Origin of the sequence: Pseudomonas flexibilis (assembly GCF_000806415.1) — a bacterium.
GTDB classification, from domain to species: domain Bacteria; phylum Pseudomonadota; class Gammaproteobacteria; order Pseudomonadales; family Pseudomonadaceae; genus Serpens; species Serpens flexibilis.
Map to the genome: position 1 here is coordinate 652,223 of NZ_JTAK01000004.1, position 18,664 is coordinate 670,886.

Sequence of the window (18,664 nt, forward strand, 5' to 3'; positions counted from 1 at the left end):
AGGCGCTTTATGACCCGACTAGCATAGGCTGCCGCCTTGTTTCCAGCTTCGTCACTGCGACCAAAGTCGCGCCGCCGTTGCCCCTGGCCGACCACGAGGCCTAGAATCGCGCCCCGCCTGCTTTTCATTCCTATAAAGGACTCGCCATGTCCGCAAAAACACCCCCGCTCGTGGCCTTCGCGTGCCTTATCGATTCGATAAACGCCTGGCTGGGTCGCATCTGTGCCTGGTTACCGGTTTTCCTGGTGGTTGGTACCGCCGTTGTCGTGATTCTGCGTTACGGCTTCGGCATCGGCGCCACTGGCCTGCAGGAAGCGGTGATGTATGGCCATGCCCTGGTCTTCATGGGTGCCGCCGCCTGGGCGCTGCAACAGGGCGCGCATGTGCGGGTAGACATCCTCTACCAGCGCTTTTCGACGCGCACCAAGGAAGTGGTCAATATGTTCGGCACCCTGGTGCTGCTGCTGCCCACCTGCGGTTTCCTGCTCTGGCTGAGCTGGAGCTACGTCGGCGCCGCCTGGGCAAGCCTCGAGGGCTCGCCGGAAGCCGGTGGCCTGCCGTTCGTTTACCTGCAGAAGAGCATCATCCTGGTGCTGGTCATCAGCCTGCTGCTGCAGGCGATCTCCAACCTGATCAAGGGCGCCTACCGTCTGGCCGGCCGCCTCCCCTTCGAAGACCAAGCCGAGGTGCAGCATGGCTGAGACGATGGCCCTTCTGCTGTTCCTGGGCATCTGTGTTTTCCTGATGACCGGCTTCCCGGTCGCCTTCGTGCTGGGCGGCGTCTCGCTGCTGTTCGCCGGTATCGGCGTAATGATCGGCGCGTTCGATGGCAGCTACCTGTCGGCGCTGCCAAACCGCATCTTCGGCATCATGAACAACCAGACCATGCTGGCCGTGCCGCTGTTCGTGTTCATGGGCGTGATGCTGGAGAAGTCGCGCATCGCCGATGACCTGCTGGAGTCCATGACCCGCCTGTTCGGCGCCAAGCCGGGCGGTCTGGCGATCTCCGTTTGCCTGGTTGGCGCGCTGCTGGCGGCCTCCACCGGCATCGTCGGCGCCACCGTGGTCACCCTCGGCCTGCTGGCCCTGCCGACCATGCTGCGCCGTGGCTACGATCCGGCGATCTCCACCGGAACCCTGGCGGCCACCGGCACCCTCGGCCAGATCGTGCCGCCCTCCATCGTGCTGGTACTGTTGGGCGACGTGATGTCCAGCGCCTATCAGCAGGCGCAGCTGAAGATGGGCATCTTCTCGCCGAAGACCGTGTCGGTGGGCGACCTGTTCATGGGCGCGCTGGTCCCTGGCCTGGTGCTGATCGGCCTGTACGTCCTGTACCTGGTCGTCATGGCGATCATCAAGCCGGCCAAGCTGCCGCCCATGCCCCAGGAAGAGCTGGGCACGGTGAACTGGGGCAAGCTGCTCGGCGCCTTGCTGCCGCCGCTGCTGCTGATCGGCCTGGTGCTGGGTTCCATCCTGATGGGCTTCGCCACGCCCACCGAGGCTGCCGCCGTGGGCGCTGTGGGCGCCACCCTGCTGGCGCTGAGCAAGCGCAAGCTGAACCTGCAGCAGCTCAAGGACGTCACCTTCAGCACCACCTCGATCTCCGCGATGGTGTTCCTGATCCTCATCGGCGCCTCGCTGTTCTCCCTGGTGTTCCGCGGCTTCGGCGGCGAGGCGGTGATCGAGGAGGTCCTCCATAACCTGCCGGGCGGCGTGATGGGCGCCTTCTTCCTGGTGATGCTGGTGATCTTCATCCTCGGCTTCATCCTCGATTACATCGAGATCTGCTTCGTGGTGGTGCCGATTGTCGGCCCGATCCTGCTGGCCATGGGGCTGGACCCGGTCTGGTTGGGCGTGATGATCGCCATCAACCTGCAGACCTCGTTCCTCACCCCGCCGTTCGGCTTCTCGCTGTTCTACCTGCGCAGCGTGACTCCCGCCTCGGTGACCACCATGACCATGTACCGGGGCGTGATCCCCTTCATCTTCATACAGCTGGCGATGCTGGTGATCGCCTACATATGGCCGCAGCTGATCACCTGGCTGCCGGAAACCGTGTACGGCCCGTAAAAAGGCGCCTGCCACACAAAACGCCCGTCCTCGACGGGCGTTTTGCTTTGTGGAACCATCCTGTTCCACCCCCGCCCCCAGAGGATTTGCCATGGCCGCACAGATCGAACATCAGGAGATTGGCGAGCTGGCCTGCTGGCGCATCCGCCACCGGGGCGCACAGTTGCTGATCGCCGAGCAGGGTGCGCAGCTGCTCAGTTACCAACGCGATGACGCGCCGCCGCTGATCTGGCTCAGCGAGCAGGCGGAATACCGGCGCGGCCAGGGCCTGCGCGGCGGCGTGCCGGTGTGCTGGCCCTGGTTCGGCGCGCTGGAGCGCAACCCCGAAGAGATCCAGGCGCAATATCGCGGCCGCTCCGCGCCAGCCCACGGTCTGGTGCGCACCCTCGACTGGCGCCTGGAGGACATCCGCCAGGACGACGACACGGTCAGCATCGAGTTCGTCTTCGACAGCCGCGAGCAGCCACTGCCTGACTGGCCGCACGCCGTGGAACTGCGCCTGATGATCCGCCTCGATCAGCGCCTGCACCTGCAGCTCACCAGCCGCAATCACGGCACTCATCCCCTGTTCATCAGCCAGGCCCTGCACAGCTACTTCGCGGTCAGCGATATCCACCAGGTTCAGGTGGAAGGCCTGCATGGCTGCCGCTACATCGAAACCCTGGAAGACTGGCAGGCACGTCTGCAGCAGGGCCCGGTGACCTTCAACGGGGAGACCGACCGCATCTACCTGGGGGTCCCCTCGCAGCTCAGCATTCGCGATCCCCGGTGGCAGCGTCGCATTCACCTGCTGAGCAGCGGATCACACTCGGCGGTGGTGTGGAACCCGTGGATAGGAAAAAGCCGATATTTATCGCAGTTCGCCGAGGATGCCTGGACCGGCATGCTGTGCATCGAGACGGCCAACGTGCTGGAGGATCGCATCGAGCTGCCCCCCCAAGGCGCACATACGCTCGGCTTGAGTCTATGGGAAAGTCCGCTCGACTAACTTGAATAATTACTCTAATAAAGCCCGATAATTATCGGGCTTTATTTTTTATTCGAGACAACAACTTCAAGACCCCTCTTATCCATAGAAGGTGCACTGGCCAATCAATTGATAAAAACGATACCGGGTTCTCTCCGTCAAACTTGCCCGGTGCGACATCTCTTCCTAGGATGCCCGCCAACTTCGCGGGCGCCATGGCACCCGCCTGTTATGCGCAAGAAATTGCACAACTAAGCCAAGTTTGTTTTGGACAATTAAAGGCAAGTCAAGGAATGACTCCCCTGCCCATTGGCGCGGATGCTTATTTGCATCTCGCTCGCATACCCATCATGGCTGAAAATCCCTTCGGGACGGATATCCGTTATTCCCCGGAATATGAGCGGCTGGAACGCGAACTGGGCAAGAGCAGCGCCCTGTACGCCGCTGGTGAAGTCGACTGGGAGCAGGTGCGCAGCGGCTGCGAGACGCTGCTGCGCGAACACTCCAAGGATTTGCGCGTGGCCGCCTGGCTGACCTGGGCGCTGTACCGGCTACATGCGCTTGACGGCCTGAACGCGGGCCTTGGCCTGGTGCTGGAACTCTGCAGCCAGCAATGGGATGGCTTGTTTCCCGGCAAGCCGCGCACCCGTCTGGCGGCCCTGGGCTGGCTGCTGCCACGCCTGGAACAGGCCCTTGGCGAGCCGCACGCGGCCGTCGATCCCGCCCTGCCGGAGCAACTGGACGGCCTGCTGCGGCAGCTCGACGATTGCCTGGCCGAACGGCTGGGCGATCAGGCGCCCACGCTGCTGCCGCTGCGTCGTCAGCTTCAGGAACTGCGCCGGCAGGCCCCACCCGCGAGCCCGGCGCCCACACCTGTCACGCCAGCCGCCCCCACAGCCAGCCCCGGCAGGGCACCGCAGAACGACAAGGACGCCCAGAAAACCCTGCGCACCCTGCAGGAACAGGCCCGCGTGCTGTGCGACTGGTGGCTGAGCCGGAACCCGACCGACTCACGCGCCCTACGCTTGTCCCGCTGTCTGCTCTGGCTGCCCATCGAGGCCCTGCCACCCTGCAACCAAGACAAGGTCACCACGCTACGCGGTCTGCCAGGGGAGCGGCTTAATCACTTCCAGGACCTTATCAACCAGGGCCGCCATGCCGAGCTGCTGATCCAGCTGGAAATCAGCCTGGCACGTGCACCCTTCTGGCTGGATGGCCAGTACCTCGCCTGGCAGTGCTTGCAGTCACTCAACGCCAAGGCGGCCATGCAGGCGCTGGAAAGCGAACTCGCAGCCCTCCTGCGCCGCCTGCCGGGCCTGGAGGCGCTGCGCTTCCACGACGGCACGCCGTTCGCCGGCCCCGCGGCCCTGGCCTGGATGGGCGGGCATGTGCTGTCGAGCGCGCCCGCAGCCAGCGAGCCGCCCGTCACCGCCACTGATGCGCCCTGGGAAGCCGGCCTTCGGCAGGCGCAGACCCTGCTGCACGACCAGGGACTCAGGGCTGCCGTGCAGTGGCTGCGGACTGGTCAGCAGACGGCACGCGGCCTGCGCGAGCAGGCCTACTGGGAACTGGCCCAGGCGCGCCTGTGCCGTCAGGCCGGCCGCCACGAACTGGCCAGGGCACTGCTCGAAGCCCTGGATCAGGATCTGCGCACCCATGGCCTGGAGCACTGGGAGCCCGAGCTGGCCCTGGCGATCACCCGCCAGCTGCATGGCTGCTACGAGCAGCAGGGCCTGCGCGAACGCAAGGAAGAGCTGTATCGCCGGTTATGCCGCCTCGACCTAGACGCGGCACTGAATTGAAAACAAGGAGAAACGCATGGCCAAGGAAGGCTCGGTAGCCCCCAAGGAACGCATCAACGTCACCTTCAAGCCCGCCACCGGCGGCGCCCAGGAGGAGCAGGAACTGCCCCTCAAGCTGCTGGTGCTGGGCGATTTCACCCAGCGCGCGGACGACCGCAAGCTCGAGGACCGCAAGCCGATCAGCATCGACAAGCAGAGCTTCGACGATGTGCTGGCCAAGCAGGAGCTGAGCTTGACCTTCAGCGTACCCAACCGCCTGCAGGAAGGCGCGGAGGACGATCTGGCCGTGCAGCTGCGCATCGACTCCATGAAGGACTTCAACCCGGCCAGCCTGGTCGAGCAGGTGCCGGAGCTGAAGAAGCTGATGGCCCTGCGCGAGGCGCTGGTCGCCCTGAAGGGCCCGCTGGGCAACGCGCCGGCCTTTCGCAAGGCCATCGAAAGCGTGCTGGCCGATCCGGACGCCCGCGACCGCGTACTGAACGAGCTGAGCCTGGACGCCTGATCACCGACAAGGAAGCCACACGATGACCACTCCCGCAGCCGCCGTCCGCGACGGCGCCACGTCCGCCGATGGCGGCATTCTCGACCGCATCATCGCGCAGACTCGTCTGAGCCCCGATGACGAGGCCTACGACATCGCCAAGCGCGGCGTGTCCGCCTTCATCGCCGAACTGCTCAAGCCGCAGAACGAAAACGAGCCGGTGAAGAAGGCACTGGTCGATCGCATGATCGCCGAGATCGACGCCACCCTCAGCCAGCAGGTCGACGAGATCCTCCACCACCCGCAGTTCCAGGCGCTGGAATCGGCCTGGCGCGGCCTGCAGCTGCTGGTCGAGCGCACCAACTTCCGCGAGAACATCAAGCTGGAGATCCTCAACGCCTCCAAGCAGGACCTGCTGGAGGATTTCGAGGACAGCCCCGAGGTGGTGCAGTCCGGCCTGTACAAGCACGTCTACACCGCCGAGTACGGCCAGTTCGGCGGCCAGCCGGTCGGCGCGCTGATCGCCAACTATTCCTTCGATCCCAGCGCCCCGGACATCAAGACCCTGCAATACGTGGCCAGTGTCGCCAGCATGGCCCACGCGCCGTTCATCGCGGCGGCCGGTCCGGGCTTCTTCGGCCTGGAGCGCTTCACCGGCCTGCCCGACGTGAAGGACCTGCAGGACCACTTCGAAGGCCCGCAATTCGCCAAGTGGCAGGGCTTCCGCGAGCAGGAAGACGCTCGCTACGTGGGCCTGACGCTGCCGCGCTTCCTGCTGCGCACGCCCTACGATCCCCAGGAAAACCCGGTGAAGAGCTTCGTCTACAAGGAGAACGTCGCCGGCAGCCACGAGCACTACCTGTGGGGCAACACCGCCTACGCCATGGCCACCCGCCTGACGGAGAGCTTCGCCAAGTACCGCTGGTGCCCGAACATCATCGGCCCGCAGAACGGCGGCGCGGTGGATGACCTGCCGCTGCACCATTTCGAGAGCATGGGCGAGATCGAGACCAAGATTCCCACCGAGGTGCTGGTTTCCGACCGTCGCGAGTACGAACTGGCCGAACAGGGCTTCATCGCCCTGACCATGCGCAAGGGCAGCGACAACGCCGCGTTCTTCTCGGCCAACTCGGTGCAAAAACCCAAGTTCTTCGGCACCAGCGAGGAAGGCCGGCTGGCCGAACTCAACTACAAGCTCGGCACCCAGTTGCCCTACCTGTTCATCGTCAATCGGCTGGCCCACTACCTGAAGGTGCTGCAGCGCGAGCAGATCGGCGCCTGGAAGGAGCGCTCCGACCTGGAGCGCGAGCTGAACACCTGGATTCGCCAGTACATCGCCGACCAGGAGAACCCCAATCCGGAAGTACGCAGCCGCCGTCCGCTGCGCGCCGCCCAGGTGGTGGTCAACGAGGTGGCCGGCGAGCCGGGCTGGTACCGGGTGACGCTCAATGTGCGGCCGCACTTCAAGTACATGGGCGCCGATTTCACCCTGTCGCTGGTCGGCAAGCTGGACAAGGACTAAGCGATGTCGGGATACGGCAGCCTGTTCGAGCGCCTGGACGGCGAAAGCGCCCGGCGTCGCAACGGCTGGAGCCAGGAACAAGCCGTCATGGATTCCGTGGCGGCCCATCTGGCGCGGATGCTCAGCACCCGCGCCGGTGGCGTGCAGACGCTGCCCGACTACGGCCTGCCGGATCTCAATGATCAACGCCTGTCGCTGCACGACACGCTGCAGCAGGCGCGCATCGCCATCCAACGCTTCATCGCCGCCTACGAGCCGCGCCTCAGCCAGGTGCGGGTAGCCGCCCTGCCCCGGCACGGCGATCCGCAGCGCCTGGCCTTCGCCATCGAAGCGCGCCTGGACGTGGCCGGGGTGCAGCGCGAAGTGCGCTTCGCCGCCAGCCTGGAAGGCAGCGGCCAGATGCAGGTCGAGTAAGGGAGTACACGAACATGTCAGGCAAACCCGCCGCCCGCCTGGGCGACTCCACCGTCTGCCCGCTGCCGGGCCACGACAGCACGCCGATCAACGCCGGCTCGCCGGATGTGCTGCTCGACGGCCAGCCGGCCGCGCGCCTGGGCGATCCCACGGGTTGCGGCGCCACGCTGGCGGCCGGCTGCTCGGCGACCGTACTGATCAATGGGCAGCCGGCGGCCGTGCAGGGCGCCATCGGCAGCCATGGCAATACGGTGACGGCGGGCTCGCCCACCGTACTCATCGGCTGAGCGGACCACGCCCATGTCCTTCAACCACTACTACCAGAGCGAACTCACCGCCCTGCGCCAGCTCGGTAAGCGCTTTGCCGAGCGCAATCCGGCGCTGGCGCCGTTCCTCGGGCAGAGTGGCCGCGACCCGGATGTCGAGCGGCTGCTGGAGGGCTTTGCCTTCCTCGGCGGACGGCTGCGCCAGAAGCTCGACGACGAGTTGCCGGAGCTGACCCATTCGCTGATGCAGCTGCTCTGGCCGAATTACCTGCGTCCGCTGCCGGCCTTCAGCATGCTGCAGTTCGATCCGCTGCGCCGTGCCGCCAGCCAGCCGGTGGCGGCTGGCACGGCGGTCGAGTCCAGGCCGCTGCACGGCGTGAGCTGTCGCTTTCGCACCACTGCGGCTATCGAGGTGCTGCCGCTGGCCCTGAGCCGGCTCGACTATGCCATCCAGGGTCAGGGGGCGCGGCTCAACCTGCGTCTGGACCTCACCGCCGGCCAGCTGGGCGAATGGCCGCTGCAACGCCTGCGCCTGCACCTGAGCGGGGAACGCTATATCAGCCAGTTGCTGTACCTGAGCCTGCTGCGCCACTTGGGCGGCCTCGACGTTGTGCTGCTGGATGAACAGGGGCAGCCGCTGCAGGACGCGCAAGGCGAGCCGCTGCCGCCTGTGCGTCTGGACACCGACGCCGTGCAGCCGGCCGGTTTCGGCGAGGACGAGGCGCTGGTGCCCTACCCGCTCAACAGCTTCCGCGGCTACCGCCACCTGCAGGAGTTCTTCGCCTTTGCGGACAAGTTCCTGTTCGTCGACGTGGGCGGGCTCGAGCGCCTGGCCCAGTTGCCCGAGGAGACCCGCCAGCGCACGCGCGGCCTGCTGCTCGGCTTCGATATCCAGAAGACCGGCGTGCAGCGCATCCGGCCGAGCCTGGACAACGTGCGCCTGTACTGCACACCGGTGGTCAACCTGTTCGCCCACGACGCCATGCCGATCCGCCTGGACGGCCGCCAGGACCGCTACCTGCTGCGCCCCGCCGAGTTCGCCGCCAAGCACTGCGGGGTGTTCGCCGTGGAGCGGGTCACCGGCTGGAAACCCGGCGGCCTGGGTTACGAGGACTACGTGCCGTTCGAGTCCTTCGAGCACGACGCCAGCTTCGACAGCCCGACGGCGCGGCCCTGGTACAGCGTGCGCCAGCACCCCTCGCCGGTGGGCGACGGCCTGGAAACCTGGCTGGCCTTCAGCCCGCGCCGGCTGGACCGCCACGAGACGCTGTCCGTCGAGCTGACCTGCACCAACCAGGACCTGCCGCGCGAGCTGGCGCCGGGCGACATCTGCCTGCCCAGCGAAGGCACGCCGCAGTTTCTCACCTTCCGCAACATCGGCGCGGTGACGCCCTGCTACGCACCGCCACTGCAGGGCGACTACCTGTGGAAGCTGATTTCCAACCTGTCGCTCAACTACCTGTCGCTGGCCGACGTGCAGGCGCTGCGGGTGATCCTGGACACCTACGACCTGCCGCGCCATTACGACCAGCACGCCGCGCGGGTCAGCCAGCGCCGCCTGGAAGGACTCAAGCAGATCCGCCACCAGCACGTCGACCGCCTGCTGCGCGGCCTGCCGGTGCGCGGCGTGCGCACCGAGCTGACGCTCGATGCGGACGGCTTTCTCGGCGAGGGGGAGCTGTTCCTCTTCGCCTCCGTGCTCAACGAATTCTTTGCCCTGTACACCAGCCTCAACTCGTACCACGAGCTGCGCGTGCAGAGCACACAGGGAGAGGTGTATCAATGGACGCCGCGCATGGGTCAGCAGCCATTGCTGTGACCGCGCTCAGCCGTGGCATCCGCGAGTACAGCCTCTACCAGGCTGTGCGCCTGGTGCTGGAACGGCTGCGTGAACAGCATCCGCAGCTGGACGAGGACGGTCTGTACCAGCGCCTTGAATTCCAGGCCAATCCCAGCCTGGGCTTTCCGGGCGCCGACATCGAACAGGTGCAGTTCTTCGAGGAACACGGCGAGCTGCGCGCGCGCCTGCAGGTGAACCTGCCGGGGCTGTTCGGCAGCGGCTCGCCGCTGCCGGCCTTCTACGCGGAACAGGCGCTGGGCGAGGACAACCCGACCCGCGACTTCCTCGACCTGTTCAACGAGCGCCTGTACCGGCTGCTGCTGCCGATCTGGGAGAAGTACCGCTACCACGCGCGCTTTCGCCCCGGCGCCACGGACCCCTTCTCCGCCCGGCTGTTCGCGCTGATCGGCCTGGGCGGCGAGCCGATCCGCGCCAGCGCCGCGCTGAACTGGAAACGCCTGCTGCCCTACCTGGGCCTGCTCAGCCTGCGCGCCCATTCGGCGGCGCTGATCGAGTCGGTACTGCGTTACTACTTCAAGCATCCGGCGGTGCACATCGAGCAGTGTCTGGAGCGCCGGGTGAGCATTCTCGCCGAGCAGCAGAGCCGCCTGGGCCAGGCCAACAGCCGGCTGGGCAGCGACCTGGTGCTGGGCGACTCGGTGCGCGACCGCAGCGGCAAGTTCCGCATTCATGTGCGTCAGCTGTCCTGGGAACGCTTCCACGAATTCCTGCCCAACGGCCCGCACTACGCGCCGTTGCTGGCGCTGGTGCGCTTCACCCTGCGCGACCCGCTGGATTACGACATCCGCCTGGAACTGCAGACGGACCACCGTCCGGCACTCGGCCTGGGCGCTCACAACCCCTGCCGCCTGGGCTGGACCAGCTGGCTCGGCCAGCCCCGCTCCGCCGCTGAAGTGACCCTAAGCCCTTCTCAAGGATAGAGAGATGATGACCGTCGACCTGCAACAACTCATCCGCGCGCTGGACGCCGACAGCCAGCGCGACCTGGAACAGGCCGCCGAACGCTGCGTGGCCCGCGCCGGCGGCAAGGTGCTGGTGGAGGACCTGCTGCTGGCCCTGCTGGAGCGCGGCGACAGCCTGCTGCTGCGCGCTCTGCAGGATGCCGGGGTGGAACCCGGCGAGCTGGCCGCCACCCTGCAACCGCGCGGCGAGCGCGAGGAAACCCGCAACCCGGTGTTCTGCGCCAGCCTGGTGCAATGGCTGCAGGACGCGCTGATGCTCGCCACCCTGGAGCTGGGCCGGCCGCACATCGACCAGGCGGCCCTGCTGCTGGCCCTGCTGCGCAACCCGCTGCGCCACGCCGGCACCCGTTACCAGCCGCTGCTGGCGCGCCTGAACGTCGAGCGCCTGCTGGAGTTCACCCGGGCCCAGGCCAGCAGCCCAAGCCACGCGGCCGATACGGCGTTGCAGCGTTTCACCCACAACCTCACCGCCCAGGCCCGCGCCGGCCGGCTCGATCCGGTGCTGTGTCGGGACGCCGCGCTGCGCCAGATGATCGACATCCTCACCCGGCGACGGAAGAACAACCCGATCCTGGTCGGCGAGGCCGGGGTGGGCAAGACCGCGCTGGTCGAGGGCCTGGCCCTGCGCATCGTGCAGGGTGAGGTGCCGCCCGCGCTGCACGGCGTCGAGCTGCTGACCCTGGATCTCGGCCTGCTGCAGGCCGGCGCCAGCCTCAAGGGCGAGTTCGAGCGCCGCCTGCAGGCGGTGATCGACGAGGTATCCGCCGCGCCCACGCCAGTCATCCTGTTCATCGACGAGGCCCATACGCTGATTGGCGCCGGCGCCCAGTCCGGCGGTAGCGACGCCGCCAACCTGCTCAAGCCAGCCCTGGCGCGGGGCGAGCTGCGCACCATCGCGGCGACCACCTGGCGCGAGTACAAGCAGTATTTCGAGAAGGACCCGGCGCTGGCCCGGCGCTTCCAGCCGGTGCAGGTCCACGAGCCCACCGTCGCCGAGGCAGTCACCATCCTGCGCGGCCTGGCGCCGGTGTATGCCGGCAGCCACGGCGTCTACCTGCGCGACGATGCGGTGCAGGCCGCGGCCGAGCTGTCGGCCCGCTATCTGACCGGGCGCCAGTTGCCGGACAAGGCCGTGGATGTGCTGGACACTGCCTGCGCTCGGGTGCGCATCAGCCTGGCCACGCCGCCCGAGGCGCTGGAGCGGCTGCGCGCCGAGCAGGCGGCCGGGCAGCGCCAGTTGGAGGCGCAGCAGCGCGACCAGGCGGCGGGCCTGGTTGCCGATTCGGACGTTCTGGAGCGTCTGCGGCAACAGCTGCAGAGCCTGGCCGAGGAGGAACGCCAGCTGGCCGACCGCTGGGAACAGCAACGCCAGCTGGCCAGTCGCCTGCTGGACCTGCGCCAGCAGTGCGCTGAAGCGCCGGATGAAGAGACCCGCGCGGCGCTGGCTGCCACGCAGGCCGAGCTGGCCGTCGCCCAGGCACAGCAGTTGCTGGTCAGCCACGAAGTCAGCCCGCGCCTGGTGGCCGAGGTGATCAGCCACTGGACCGGCATTCCCGCCACGCAGCTGGCCCAGGAACACAACACCCGCATCGCCAGCTTCGCCGACGACCTGCGCCAGCGCATCCGTGGCCAAGAACAGGCGGTACAGGCGCTGGACCGCGCCATGCGCGCCAGCGCCACCGGGCTGAGCAACCCGGAGGCGCCAACCGGGGTTTTCCTGCTGGTCGGTCCCAGCGGCGTGGGAAAGACCGAAACCGCCCTGGCGCTGGCCGACCTGCTGTACGGCGGCGAGCGTTTCCTCACCACCCTCAACCTGTCCGAGTTCCAGGAGCGCCATACGGTGTCCCAGTTGATCGGCGCGCCGCCCGGCTATGTCGGCTACGGCGAGGGCGGCCGGCTGACCGAGGCGGTTCGCCAGAAGCCCTACTCGGTGATCCTGCTCGACGAGGTGGAGAAGGCCCACCCGGACGTGCTGAACCTCTTCTACCAGATCTTCGACAAGGGTATGGCCAACGACGGCGAGGGGCGGGAGATCAGCTTCCGCAACTGCGTGTTCCTGTTGACCTCGAACCTGGCCAGCGAGCAGATCGCCGAGCGGTGCGCGGACGACACACAGCGACCGGATGCCGACAGCCTGGAACAGGCCATTCGCCCGGCGCTATCCCGGCACTTCAAGCCAGCGCTGCTGGCGCGCATGCAGGTGGTGCCCTACTACCCACTGTCCGACGCGCTGCTGCACGAGCTGATCGAACTCAAGCTGGCGCGCTTTGGCGCACGCCTGGCCGCGCGCCAGGTGCGTTTCAGCCACAGCCCCGCGCTGGTGACGCAGCTGGCCGAGCGCTGCAAGCAGGGCGACAGCGGTGCCCGGCTGATCGATCAGTTGCTCGACCGGCACCTGCAGCCGCTGGTGGTCAACCAGCTGCTGGAGGCCTTGGCCACCGGTGCGTCATTGCAACAATTGCATGTCGGCCTGGACCACGACGGAGGGCTGAACTGTGAGTGCCTTTGAAGCCTGGACGCAGCCGGATATGCCGCTGCTCTCGCTGATCCGCCTGGCCCGCAGCGCCAGCCGGGAAGCGCTGCTGGAGACGCTGGTCGACACCAGCTCACGGCTGGCCGGCAGCGAGCTGAGCCAGTTGTACCTGCTCGACGACAGCCACACGCGCCTGACGCTCAGCGCCGAATCCCTCGATGGCCAAGTGTCCGTTCACTCGGCCACCAGCCTGCCCAGCGACTACCGCGGCGAGCAGTTACTGCAGTACTGCCTGTGCCAGAACCGCACCCTGGCCCTCGACGAACTGGACGCCAGCCTGCACGCCACAGGGTTCCTGCCCGCCAGCCTGCGGCCCTGGCGCAGCCTGCTGTGCCTGCCGCTGCCGGATGCCCAGGGGCAGGTGGCGGGCCTGTTGGTCAGCGCCAGCCGCCAGCGCCGCGATCTGACCGCCGCTGCGCTGCTGGCCGAGCTGGGCGGCTTCGTCATCAACCAGCTGCGCCTGCTGCAACGGGCCGAGCCGGTCCGCACGGAGGCGGCCAGCGCGGCCGCCGCCAGCGGCCCGACCGTTACCGGCAACGCCTACGGCCTGATCGGCGACAGTGCCGGCATGCGCCGCGTCTACCAGCTGCTCGGCAAGGTGCTGCACGTGCCGATCACCGTGCTGGTGCGCGGGGAAACCGGCACCGGCAAGGAACTGGTGGCCCGCGCCATCCACGACCACGGTTCGCGACGCAGCCAGCCGTTCCTGGTGCAGAACTGTGCGGCCATGCCGGAGAACCTGCTGGAAAGCGAGCTGTTCGGCTACCGCAAAGGCGCCTTCAGCGGCGCCGACCGCGACCACCGGGGCCTGTTCGATGCCGCCGATGGCGGCACCTTGTTCCTCGACGAGATCGGCGACATGCCGCTCAGCCTGCAAGCCAAGCTGCTGCGCGTGTTGCAGGAGGGCGAGGTGCGCCCGCTGGGCAGCACGCGGACGCACCGGGTGGATGTGCGCATCATCGCCGCCAGCCACCGGAACCTGCCGGGCGAAGTGGCCGCGGGACGCTTCCGGGAAGACCTGTTCTATCGCCTGGCGAGCTTTCCCATCGACCTGCCGCCGCTGCGCGAGCGCGGCGACGACCTGCTCAAGCTGGCCCGGCACTTCACCGACAAGGCCTGCGCCTTCCTGCAGCGCAATGCCTCCCGCTGGAGCGAGGATGCCCTGGCCACACTGAGCGGGCATGACTTTCCGGGCAATGTGCGCGAGCTCAAGGCCTTGGTCGAACGGGCCGTGCTGCTCTGCGAGGGCAACGAGCTGCGGCCGGAGCATCTCAACCTGGCCCCGGCGAGTCCGCGCACCGCCCAGACCCTGCGCGAGCGCCTGGAGCAGGTGGAGCGCAGCCTGGTCCTCGACTGCCTGCGCCGCACCGGCGGCAACCAGAGCCAGGCGGCTCGGGAGCTGGGATTGCCGCGCCGCACGCTGCTGTATCGCATGGAACGCCTAGGCATCGGCCCGGCGCGGCTGTGAGTCACGGAGGAGTCATGGCCCACCCCGATTTCACCCTGCACCTTGCCAATGGTGCCGACGACCTGCAGGTACTCGCCTTCGTCGGACACGAAGGCGTCAGCCAGCCCTACCGCTTCAGCCTGGAGTTGGTCAGCCCCAACCCTGATGTGGATTTCGCGGCGCTGCTGCAGCAGCCAGCCTTTCTGTGCCTGGATACGGCGCAGGGCAGGGGCATTCACGGCCTGGTGCAACGCATCGAGCAGACGGCGTGCAGCCCGGCGCTGAGTCACTATCGACTCGACCTGGGACCCCACCTGCTGCGGCTCGCCCTGCGCCGCAACTGCCGCATCTTCCAGGAGCGCACGGTCCCGCAGATCCTGGAAACGCTGCTCGACGAGCATGGTATTCCGGCTGATCGCCGGGGCTTCCAGTTGGGCAGCCACTACCCGGCGCGCCAGTACTGCGTGCAGTACGCCGAGACGGACCTCGATTTCCTGCAGCGCCTGTGTGCCGAGGAAGGCCTGCACTATCACTTCGAACACAGCACGGATGGCCACCGGCTGGTGTTTGGCGATGATCAGACTGCCTTTCCCTGCCTCGGCCAGCCGGCCCCCTATGTCCCGGGTTCGGGCCAGGCATGCGGGAAGCCCACCATCCAGGCGTTCTCGGTGCGCCTGGAGTCGCGCACCGAGACGGTGGCCCTGCGCGATCACGATTTCCTGCAGCCCCGCCTGCACCTGGAAAGCACCGCGCAACGCGGGCAGCGCGAGGACTATCGCTATCCGGGAGGATTCCGCGACCGGGATCGCGGGCGCCAACTGGCTCAACGTGCTCTGGAAGCACACCTCCATGATGTCGTGCTGGCCCAGGGCGAAAGCGATCAGCCGCAGCTGGCCAGCGGTTATTTTCTCGACCTGCAGGAACATCCCCGCCGGGACTGGAACCAGCTGTGGCTGCTCACCGAAATACAACACGAAGGGCGTCAGCCACAGGTACTGGAAGCCTATGGCGATGCGGTGCGCGACGGGGCCATTCCGGGCTACCGCAACCGCTTCAAGGCGACACCCTGGGATACCCCGTTCCGCCCCCAGGCACTTTCCAGGCCGCGACTGCCAGGAGTCCAGAGCGCCGTGGTATGCGGGCCGGTAGGCGAGGAGATTCATTGCGACGCGCTGGGCCGGATCAAGGTGCAGTTCCACTGGGACCGTGACGGCCAGAACGACGCACACAGCTCCTGCTGGCTGCGGGTCGCATCCGGTTGGGCGGGTGACCGCTACGGCGCCCTGGCTGTGCCGCGGGTGGGCATGTCGGTACTGGTCAGTTTTCTCGAAGGTGATCTCGACCAGCCACTGGTCACCGGTTGCCTCTACCACGCGGAGCTTCCGGCTCCTTATCCCCTCCCGGAGCACAAGACCCGCAGCGTGTTCAGAAGCCAGAGCACACCCGGTGGCGAAGGCTTCAACGAGGTACGCATCGATGACCGCAAGGACGCGGAGCAGATCTACCTGCACGCGCAACGCGATTGGGAGCAGCACATCGGCCATGACCATCATCTCTACGTGGGCCATGAGCAGCATGAGCATATCGGTGCCAATTGTCTTCTGGAGGTGCAGGGCGAGGAGCACCGCCTGGTCCATCAGGCTCGCATGACCGAGCTGAAGGCCGATGATCACCTGACCGTGGGCGCCAGCCAGCATGTGAAGGTCGGCGAAGGCCGGTTCGTCGACGCGGGGCGAGAAATCCATCTGTTCGCGGGCAAGAAGCTGGTTATCGATGCCGACCAGGAAATGAGCCTCGCCGCCGGGGGCAGCTGGCTGAAACTCGACCCCTCCGGCGTGAGCCTGAGCGGCGTGCAGATTCGCCTCAACTCGGGCGGCAATGCGGGCCACGGCTCCGGCGCGCAGGTTCTGATGCCGGTGCTGGCGAGCATTCCAGGGACGGCGCAGCCCAGCAAATCACTGCAGGCCCCCGCTCAACCTCCCGCCTCGCAGCCTGAGATCGAAGCGCAGGAAGCGCGCTGGGAAGAAGAGGAAGCCGAGTCACTGGAAGAAGAAACCGAAGCGCAGGAAGAGGAGCGGGTGCAACCGGAAGAAACCGCCGAGCAGCGCATCACGTTGCGCATTGGCGTGTTTTTCGATGGCACTGGAAACAACACAGCAAATTCCGGGTTGACCGAACAATGCCGTCGGGATGACCAGACGCTGCTCGATCCAGACACGCTGCAGGGCGCCATCGACTATTGCCGCAGGTTCGGTTTTGACGACCCGGATGAAAACGGCGTGTTTCGTCGCACGCCGGATAACAGCTACGGCAATGCCCACAGCAATGTGGCTGAACTGTTTCGCTTGTATCAGGACGATGCCAACCGCGCCTTGAGTGCGGGCGAGACCTCGGCGTGCATCAAGGCGTATCTGGAAGGTATCGGTACAACCAGCGGTGATGCGGACTCACTGATTGGCCAGGGCACCGGGGGCGGGACAACCGGCGTGCTGGCCAGGGTGCAAGACAGCCCCACGCACATCAGCCGCCAGTTGCGGGACTTGTTGAGAAAAAATCCCGCGCTCCTGGTCGACGCAGTTGAGTTCGACATCTTCGGCTTCAGCCGCGGCGGCGCCGCCGCCCGGCATTTCGCCAACGAAGTGCTCAAGGCTGAAAAAGGCGTGCTCGCCGGGCTGCTTAGCCCCCAGACTGCCGGCTTTGCTCCCGACTTCAGCTGGAACCGGGTACGCCTCAACTTCATCGGCCTGTTCGATACCGTGGCCGCCCTGGTGGCCCCCTTGGAGGGCGATTTCAGCCCGGCCAACGATGACAATCCGGGACTCAATCTGTATCTGCCCCCCGATTGCGCGCGCAAGGTGGTGCACCTGACCGCCCGTGACGAGAAGCGCTGGAATTTTGCACTCAACAGCGTTGCGCCAGGTCATCAGGAGATCGAGTTGCCGGGCGCCCATTCGGATATCGGCGGTGGCTATCCGCCGCTGATGACCGAAAGGCTGCTGATCGGCAAACCCAGACCCGTATTGCTTTATTGGGGCCGCTCGCCCGAGCAGAGCAAAGCCTGGCAGGAAGCCCTCGCCGAGGCCGAGCAACTGGAACTGCAAGGATTGCCGGCCGGCTCCCTGCGCATCGGCACCCGACCGCTGTCGCCCTCGCGCCAGCGCTCGACGGCCAGTTCCGAGCGGCATCTGGTGCTGTTGGAAGTGAACCGCCAGGTCAGGGGTGAGCTGGCGCGAGTGTATTTGCAGGCCATGCACCAGATCGCCACCGCAAATGACGTCCCACTGGAGCCACTGGACCCAGCCGATACCCGCCTTGCGATTTCGGCCGATCTGGGTGCCATTGCTCAAAAACTTCTGGCTGCGGCACAAGGCTCCGCCCTCAACCTGTCGTTTGAGGAGGAGCGCCACTTGTACGCTCGCTACATCCACCTATCCGCGCATTGGACACCCCTCAAGGGCCTGCTAATCAACAAGCCCGCTCCGAAAGGCCGCCTGGTTTACGGCAACCAACCTCAGAAGGACCACCCAGCATGAAACCCCTCTGGCTACTCCTAGCCTGCGTGCTCGCGGGCTGCTCAAACCTGCCCAGCCGCCCCGATCTTCCCTACGACGCCTGGTTTGTCGGAACTATGGCCCCCGATTACATGGACACCTGGGTGGAGCACATTGATGTGGTCGACCGCCACGGCTGGGTATACGAGGACGTGTCCGGGGGGGTGAGTTCCATGCGCCGCCCGCCCTTGCTGAACGGCAAGCCCGCTGGGTGGCCCAAACAGGTCGGCCTCGGCTCCGGCCGCCATATGACCGGCATCGACCTGCCCGAATTGATCTTCGTAACCTGGCAGTCGCTGGTTGAACCCCAGACCTACAACGCCCGCATCCGCATTCCCGAGTGGGTGCATGAGGAAATGCTCAAGCCGCACCGGGCCTATTGCCAATTCGATGGCCAGGAGGTCGATGGGCTGTACCGCGACAGCATCACTCTCGGCCTGGCGCCCGGCGGCATCGTCAAGGCGTGGCTGACCGGCCCCTGCCTGAGCGATATCGAAATCACCCGCTACCAGGCCTCGGTCAGCAAGGTCGGACCTTACGGCGGCAAGTCCGGCGGAAAACACCGCCCGCTCAACGAAATTTCCAAAGCCTATATCGAGCGGCACGGAGTGCCCTATGGCTCCTGGTAGCCGCTCATCCATTCAAGGAGGAATCCCATGTCGATACGCGCACGTTCAATCGTCTGGCTGTTAGCCGTGCTGACCCTCGCCGGCTGCGCCAACCCGCGCTGGAGCGACAGCGACTACCGCCCGCTGGGCGAACCCCAGGCGGCTCAACGCAAGTAAGGG

Annotated in this window: 14 protein-coding genes and 1 pseudogene; all 15 read left to right on the forward strand. The window is 66.6% G+C overall.

The genetic code is table 11. The features are described 5' to 3' along the window. Positions 1–146 precede the first annotated feature (146 nt). The 15 genes and pseudogenes from PT85_RS12175 (at position 147) to PT85_RS18055 (ending at position 18,661) form a co-directional block, all read left to right on the forward strand. Positions 147–701 (forward strand): TRAP transporter small permease subunit, encoded by a 555-nt coding sequence (locus PT85_RS12175; RefSeq protein ID WP_039561356.1) that lies wholly within the window; start codon positions 147–149, stop codon positions 699–701. Further along, positions 694–2,070: a TRAP transporter large permease gene (locus PT85_RS12180; protein ID WP_039606752.1), complete on the forward strand. Its 1,377-nt coding sequence runs from the start codon at positions 694–696 to the stop codon at positions 2,068–2,070. Before PT85_RS12175 ends, PT85_RS12180 begins: the two co-directional genes overlap by 8 nt. Positions 2,071–2,161: 91 nt before the next feature. Further along, on the forward strand, positions 2,162–3,058 hold the full coding sequence (locus tag PT85_RS12185) for a D-hexose-6-phosphate mutarotase (RefSeq protein ID WP_039606753.1): 897 nt from the start codon (positions 2,162–2,164) through the stop codon (positions 3,056–3,058). A 272-nt stretch (positions 3,059–3,330) separates the two neighbouring features. Continuing rightward, on the forward strand, positions 3,331–4,839 hold the full coding sequence (gene tssA / locus PT85_RS12190; RefSeq protein WP_039606754.1) for a type VI secretion system protein TssA: 1,509 nt from the start codon (positions 3,331–3,333) through the stop codon (positions 4,837–4,839). 16 nt (positions 4,840–4,855) lie between these two features. Then, entirely contained in the window at positions 4,856–5,341 is a 486-nt protein-coding gene (gene tssB, locus PT85_RS12195; RefSeq protein WP_039606755.1) for a type VI secretion system contractile sheath small subunit, read from the forward strand. 22 nt (positions 5,342–5,363) lie between these two features. Further along, positions 5,364–6,842 (forward strand): type VI secretion system contractile sheath large subunit, encoded by a 1,479-nt coding sequence (tssC, locus tag PT85_RS12200; protein WP_039606756.1) that lies wholly within the window; start codon positions 5,364–5,366, stop codon positions 6,840–6,842. A 3-nt stretch (positions 6,843–6,845) separates the two neighbouring features. Beyond that, on the forward strand, positions 6,846–7,256 hold the full coding sequence (tssE, locus tag PT85_RS12205; RefSeq protein WP_039606757.1) for a type VI secretion system baseplate subunit TssE: 411 nt from the start codon (positions 6,846–6,848) through the stop codon (positions 7,254–7,256). Between the two features lie 14 nt (positions 7,257–7,270). After that, a pseudogene (locus PT85_RS12210) lies at positions 7,271–7,540 on the forward strand (PAAR domain-containing protein); the annotation flags it as partial. 16 nt (positions 7,541–7,556) lie between these two features. After that, positions 7,557–9,341, forward strand: coding sequence for a type VI secretion system baseplate subunit TssF (gene tssF / locus PT85_RS12215; RefSeq protein ID WP_039606758.1), 1,785 nt, complete (start codon positions 7,557–7,559; stop codon positions 9,339–9,341). After that, positions 9,305–10,303, forward strand: a complete 999-nt coding sequence (gene tssG / locus PT85_RS12220; protein ID WP_039606759.1) for a type VI secretion system baseplate subunit TssG — start codon at positions 9,305–9,307, stop codon at positions 10,301–10,303. The genes tssF and tssG overlap by 37 nt, the downstream gene beginning before the upstream one ends. Before the next feature lie 4 nt (positions 10,304–10,307). Next, positions 10,308–12,854 carry a type VI secretion system ATPase TssH gene (gene tssH, locus PT85_RS12225; RefSeq protein ID WP_039606760.1) on the forward strand — a complete coding sequence of 849 codons (2,547 nt, stop codon included), beginning with the start codon at positions 10,308–10,310 and terminating at the stop codon, positions 12,852–12,854. A 19-nt stretch (positions 12,855–12,873) separates the two neighbouring features. Next, complete coding sequence (locus PT85_RS12230; RefSeq protein WP_039606796.1) at positions 12,874–14,346, forward strand: sigma-54 interaction domain-containing protein; 1,473 nt, start codon at positions 12,874–12,876, stop codon at positions 14,344–14,346. Positions 14,347–14,360: 14 nt separating this feature from the next. Further along, complete coding sequence (gene tssI / locus PT85_RS12235; RefSeq protein ID WP_039606761.1) at positions 14,361–17,858, forward strand: type VI secretion system tip protein TssI/VgrG; 3,498 nt, start codon at positions 14,361–14,363, stop codon at positions 17,856–17,858. Further along, positions 17,855–18,505, forward strand: a complete 651-nt coding sequence (locus tag PT85_RS12240) for a DUF2931 family protein (protein ID WP_027590239.1) — start codon at positions 17,855–17,857, stop codon at positions 18,503–18,505. Before tssI ends, PT85_RS12240 begins: the two co-directional genes overlap by 4 nt. Before the next feature lie 27 nt (positions 18,506–18,532). Further along, entirely contained in the window at positions 18,533–18,661 is a 129-nt protein-coding gene (locus PT85_RS18055; protein WP_139182011.1) for a type VI secretion protein, read from the forward strand. Positions 18,662–18,664: the final 3 nt, after the last annotated feature.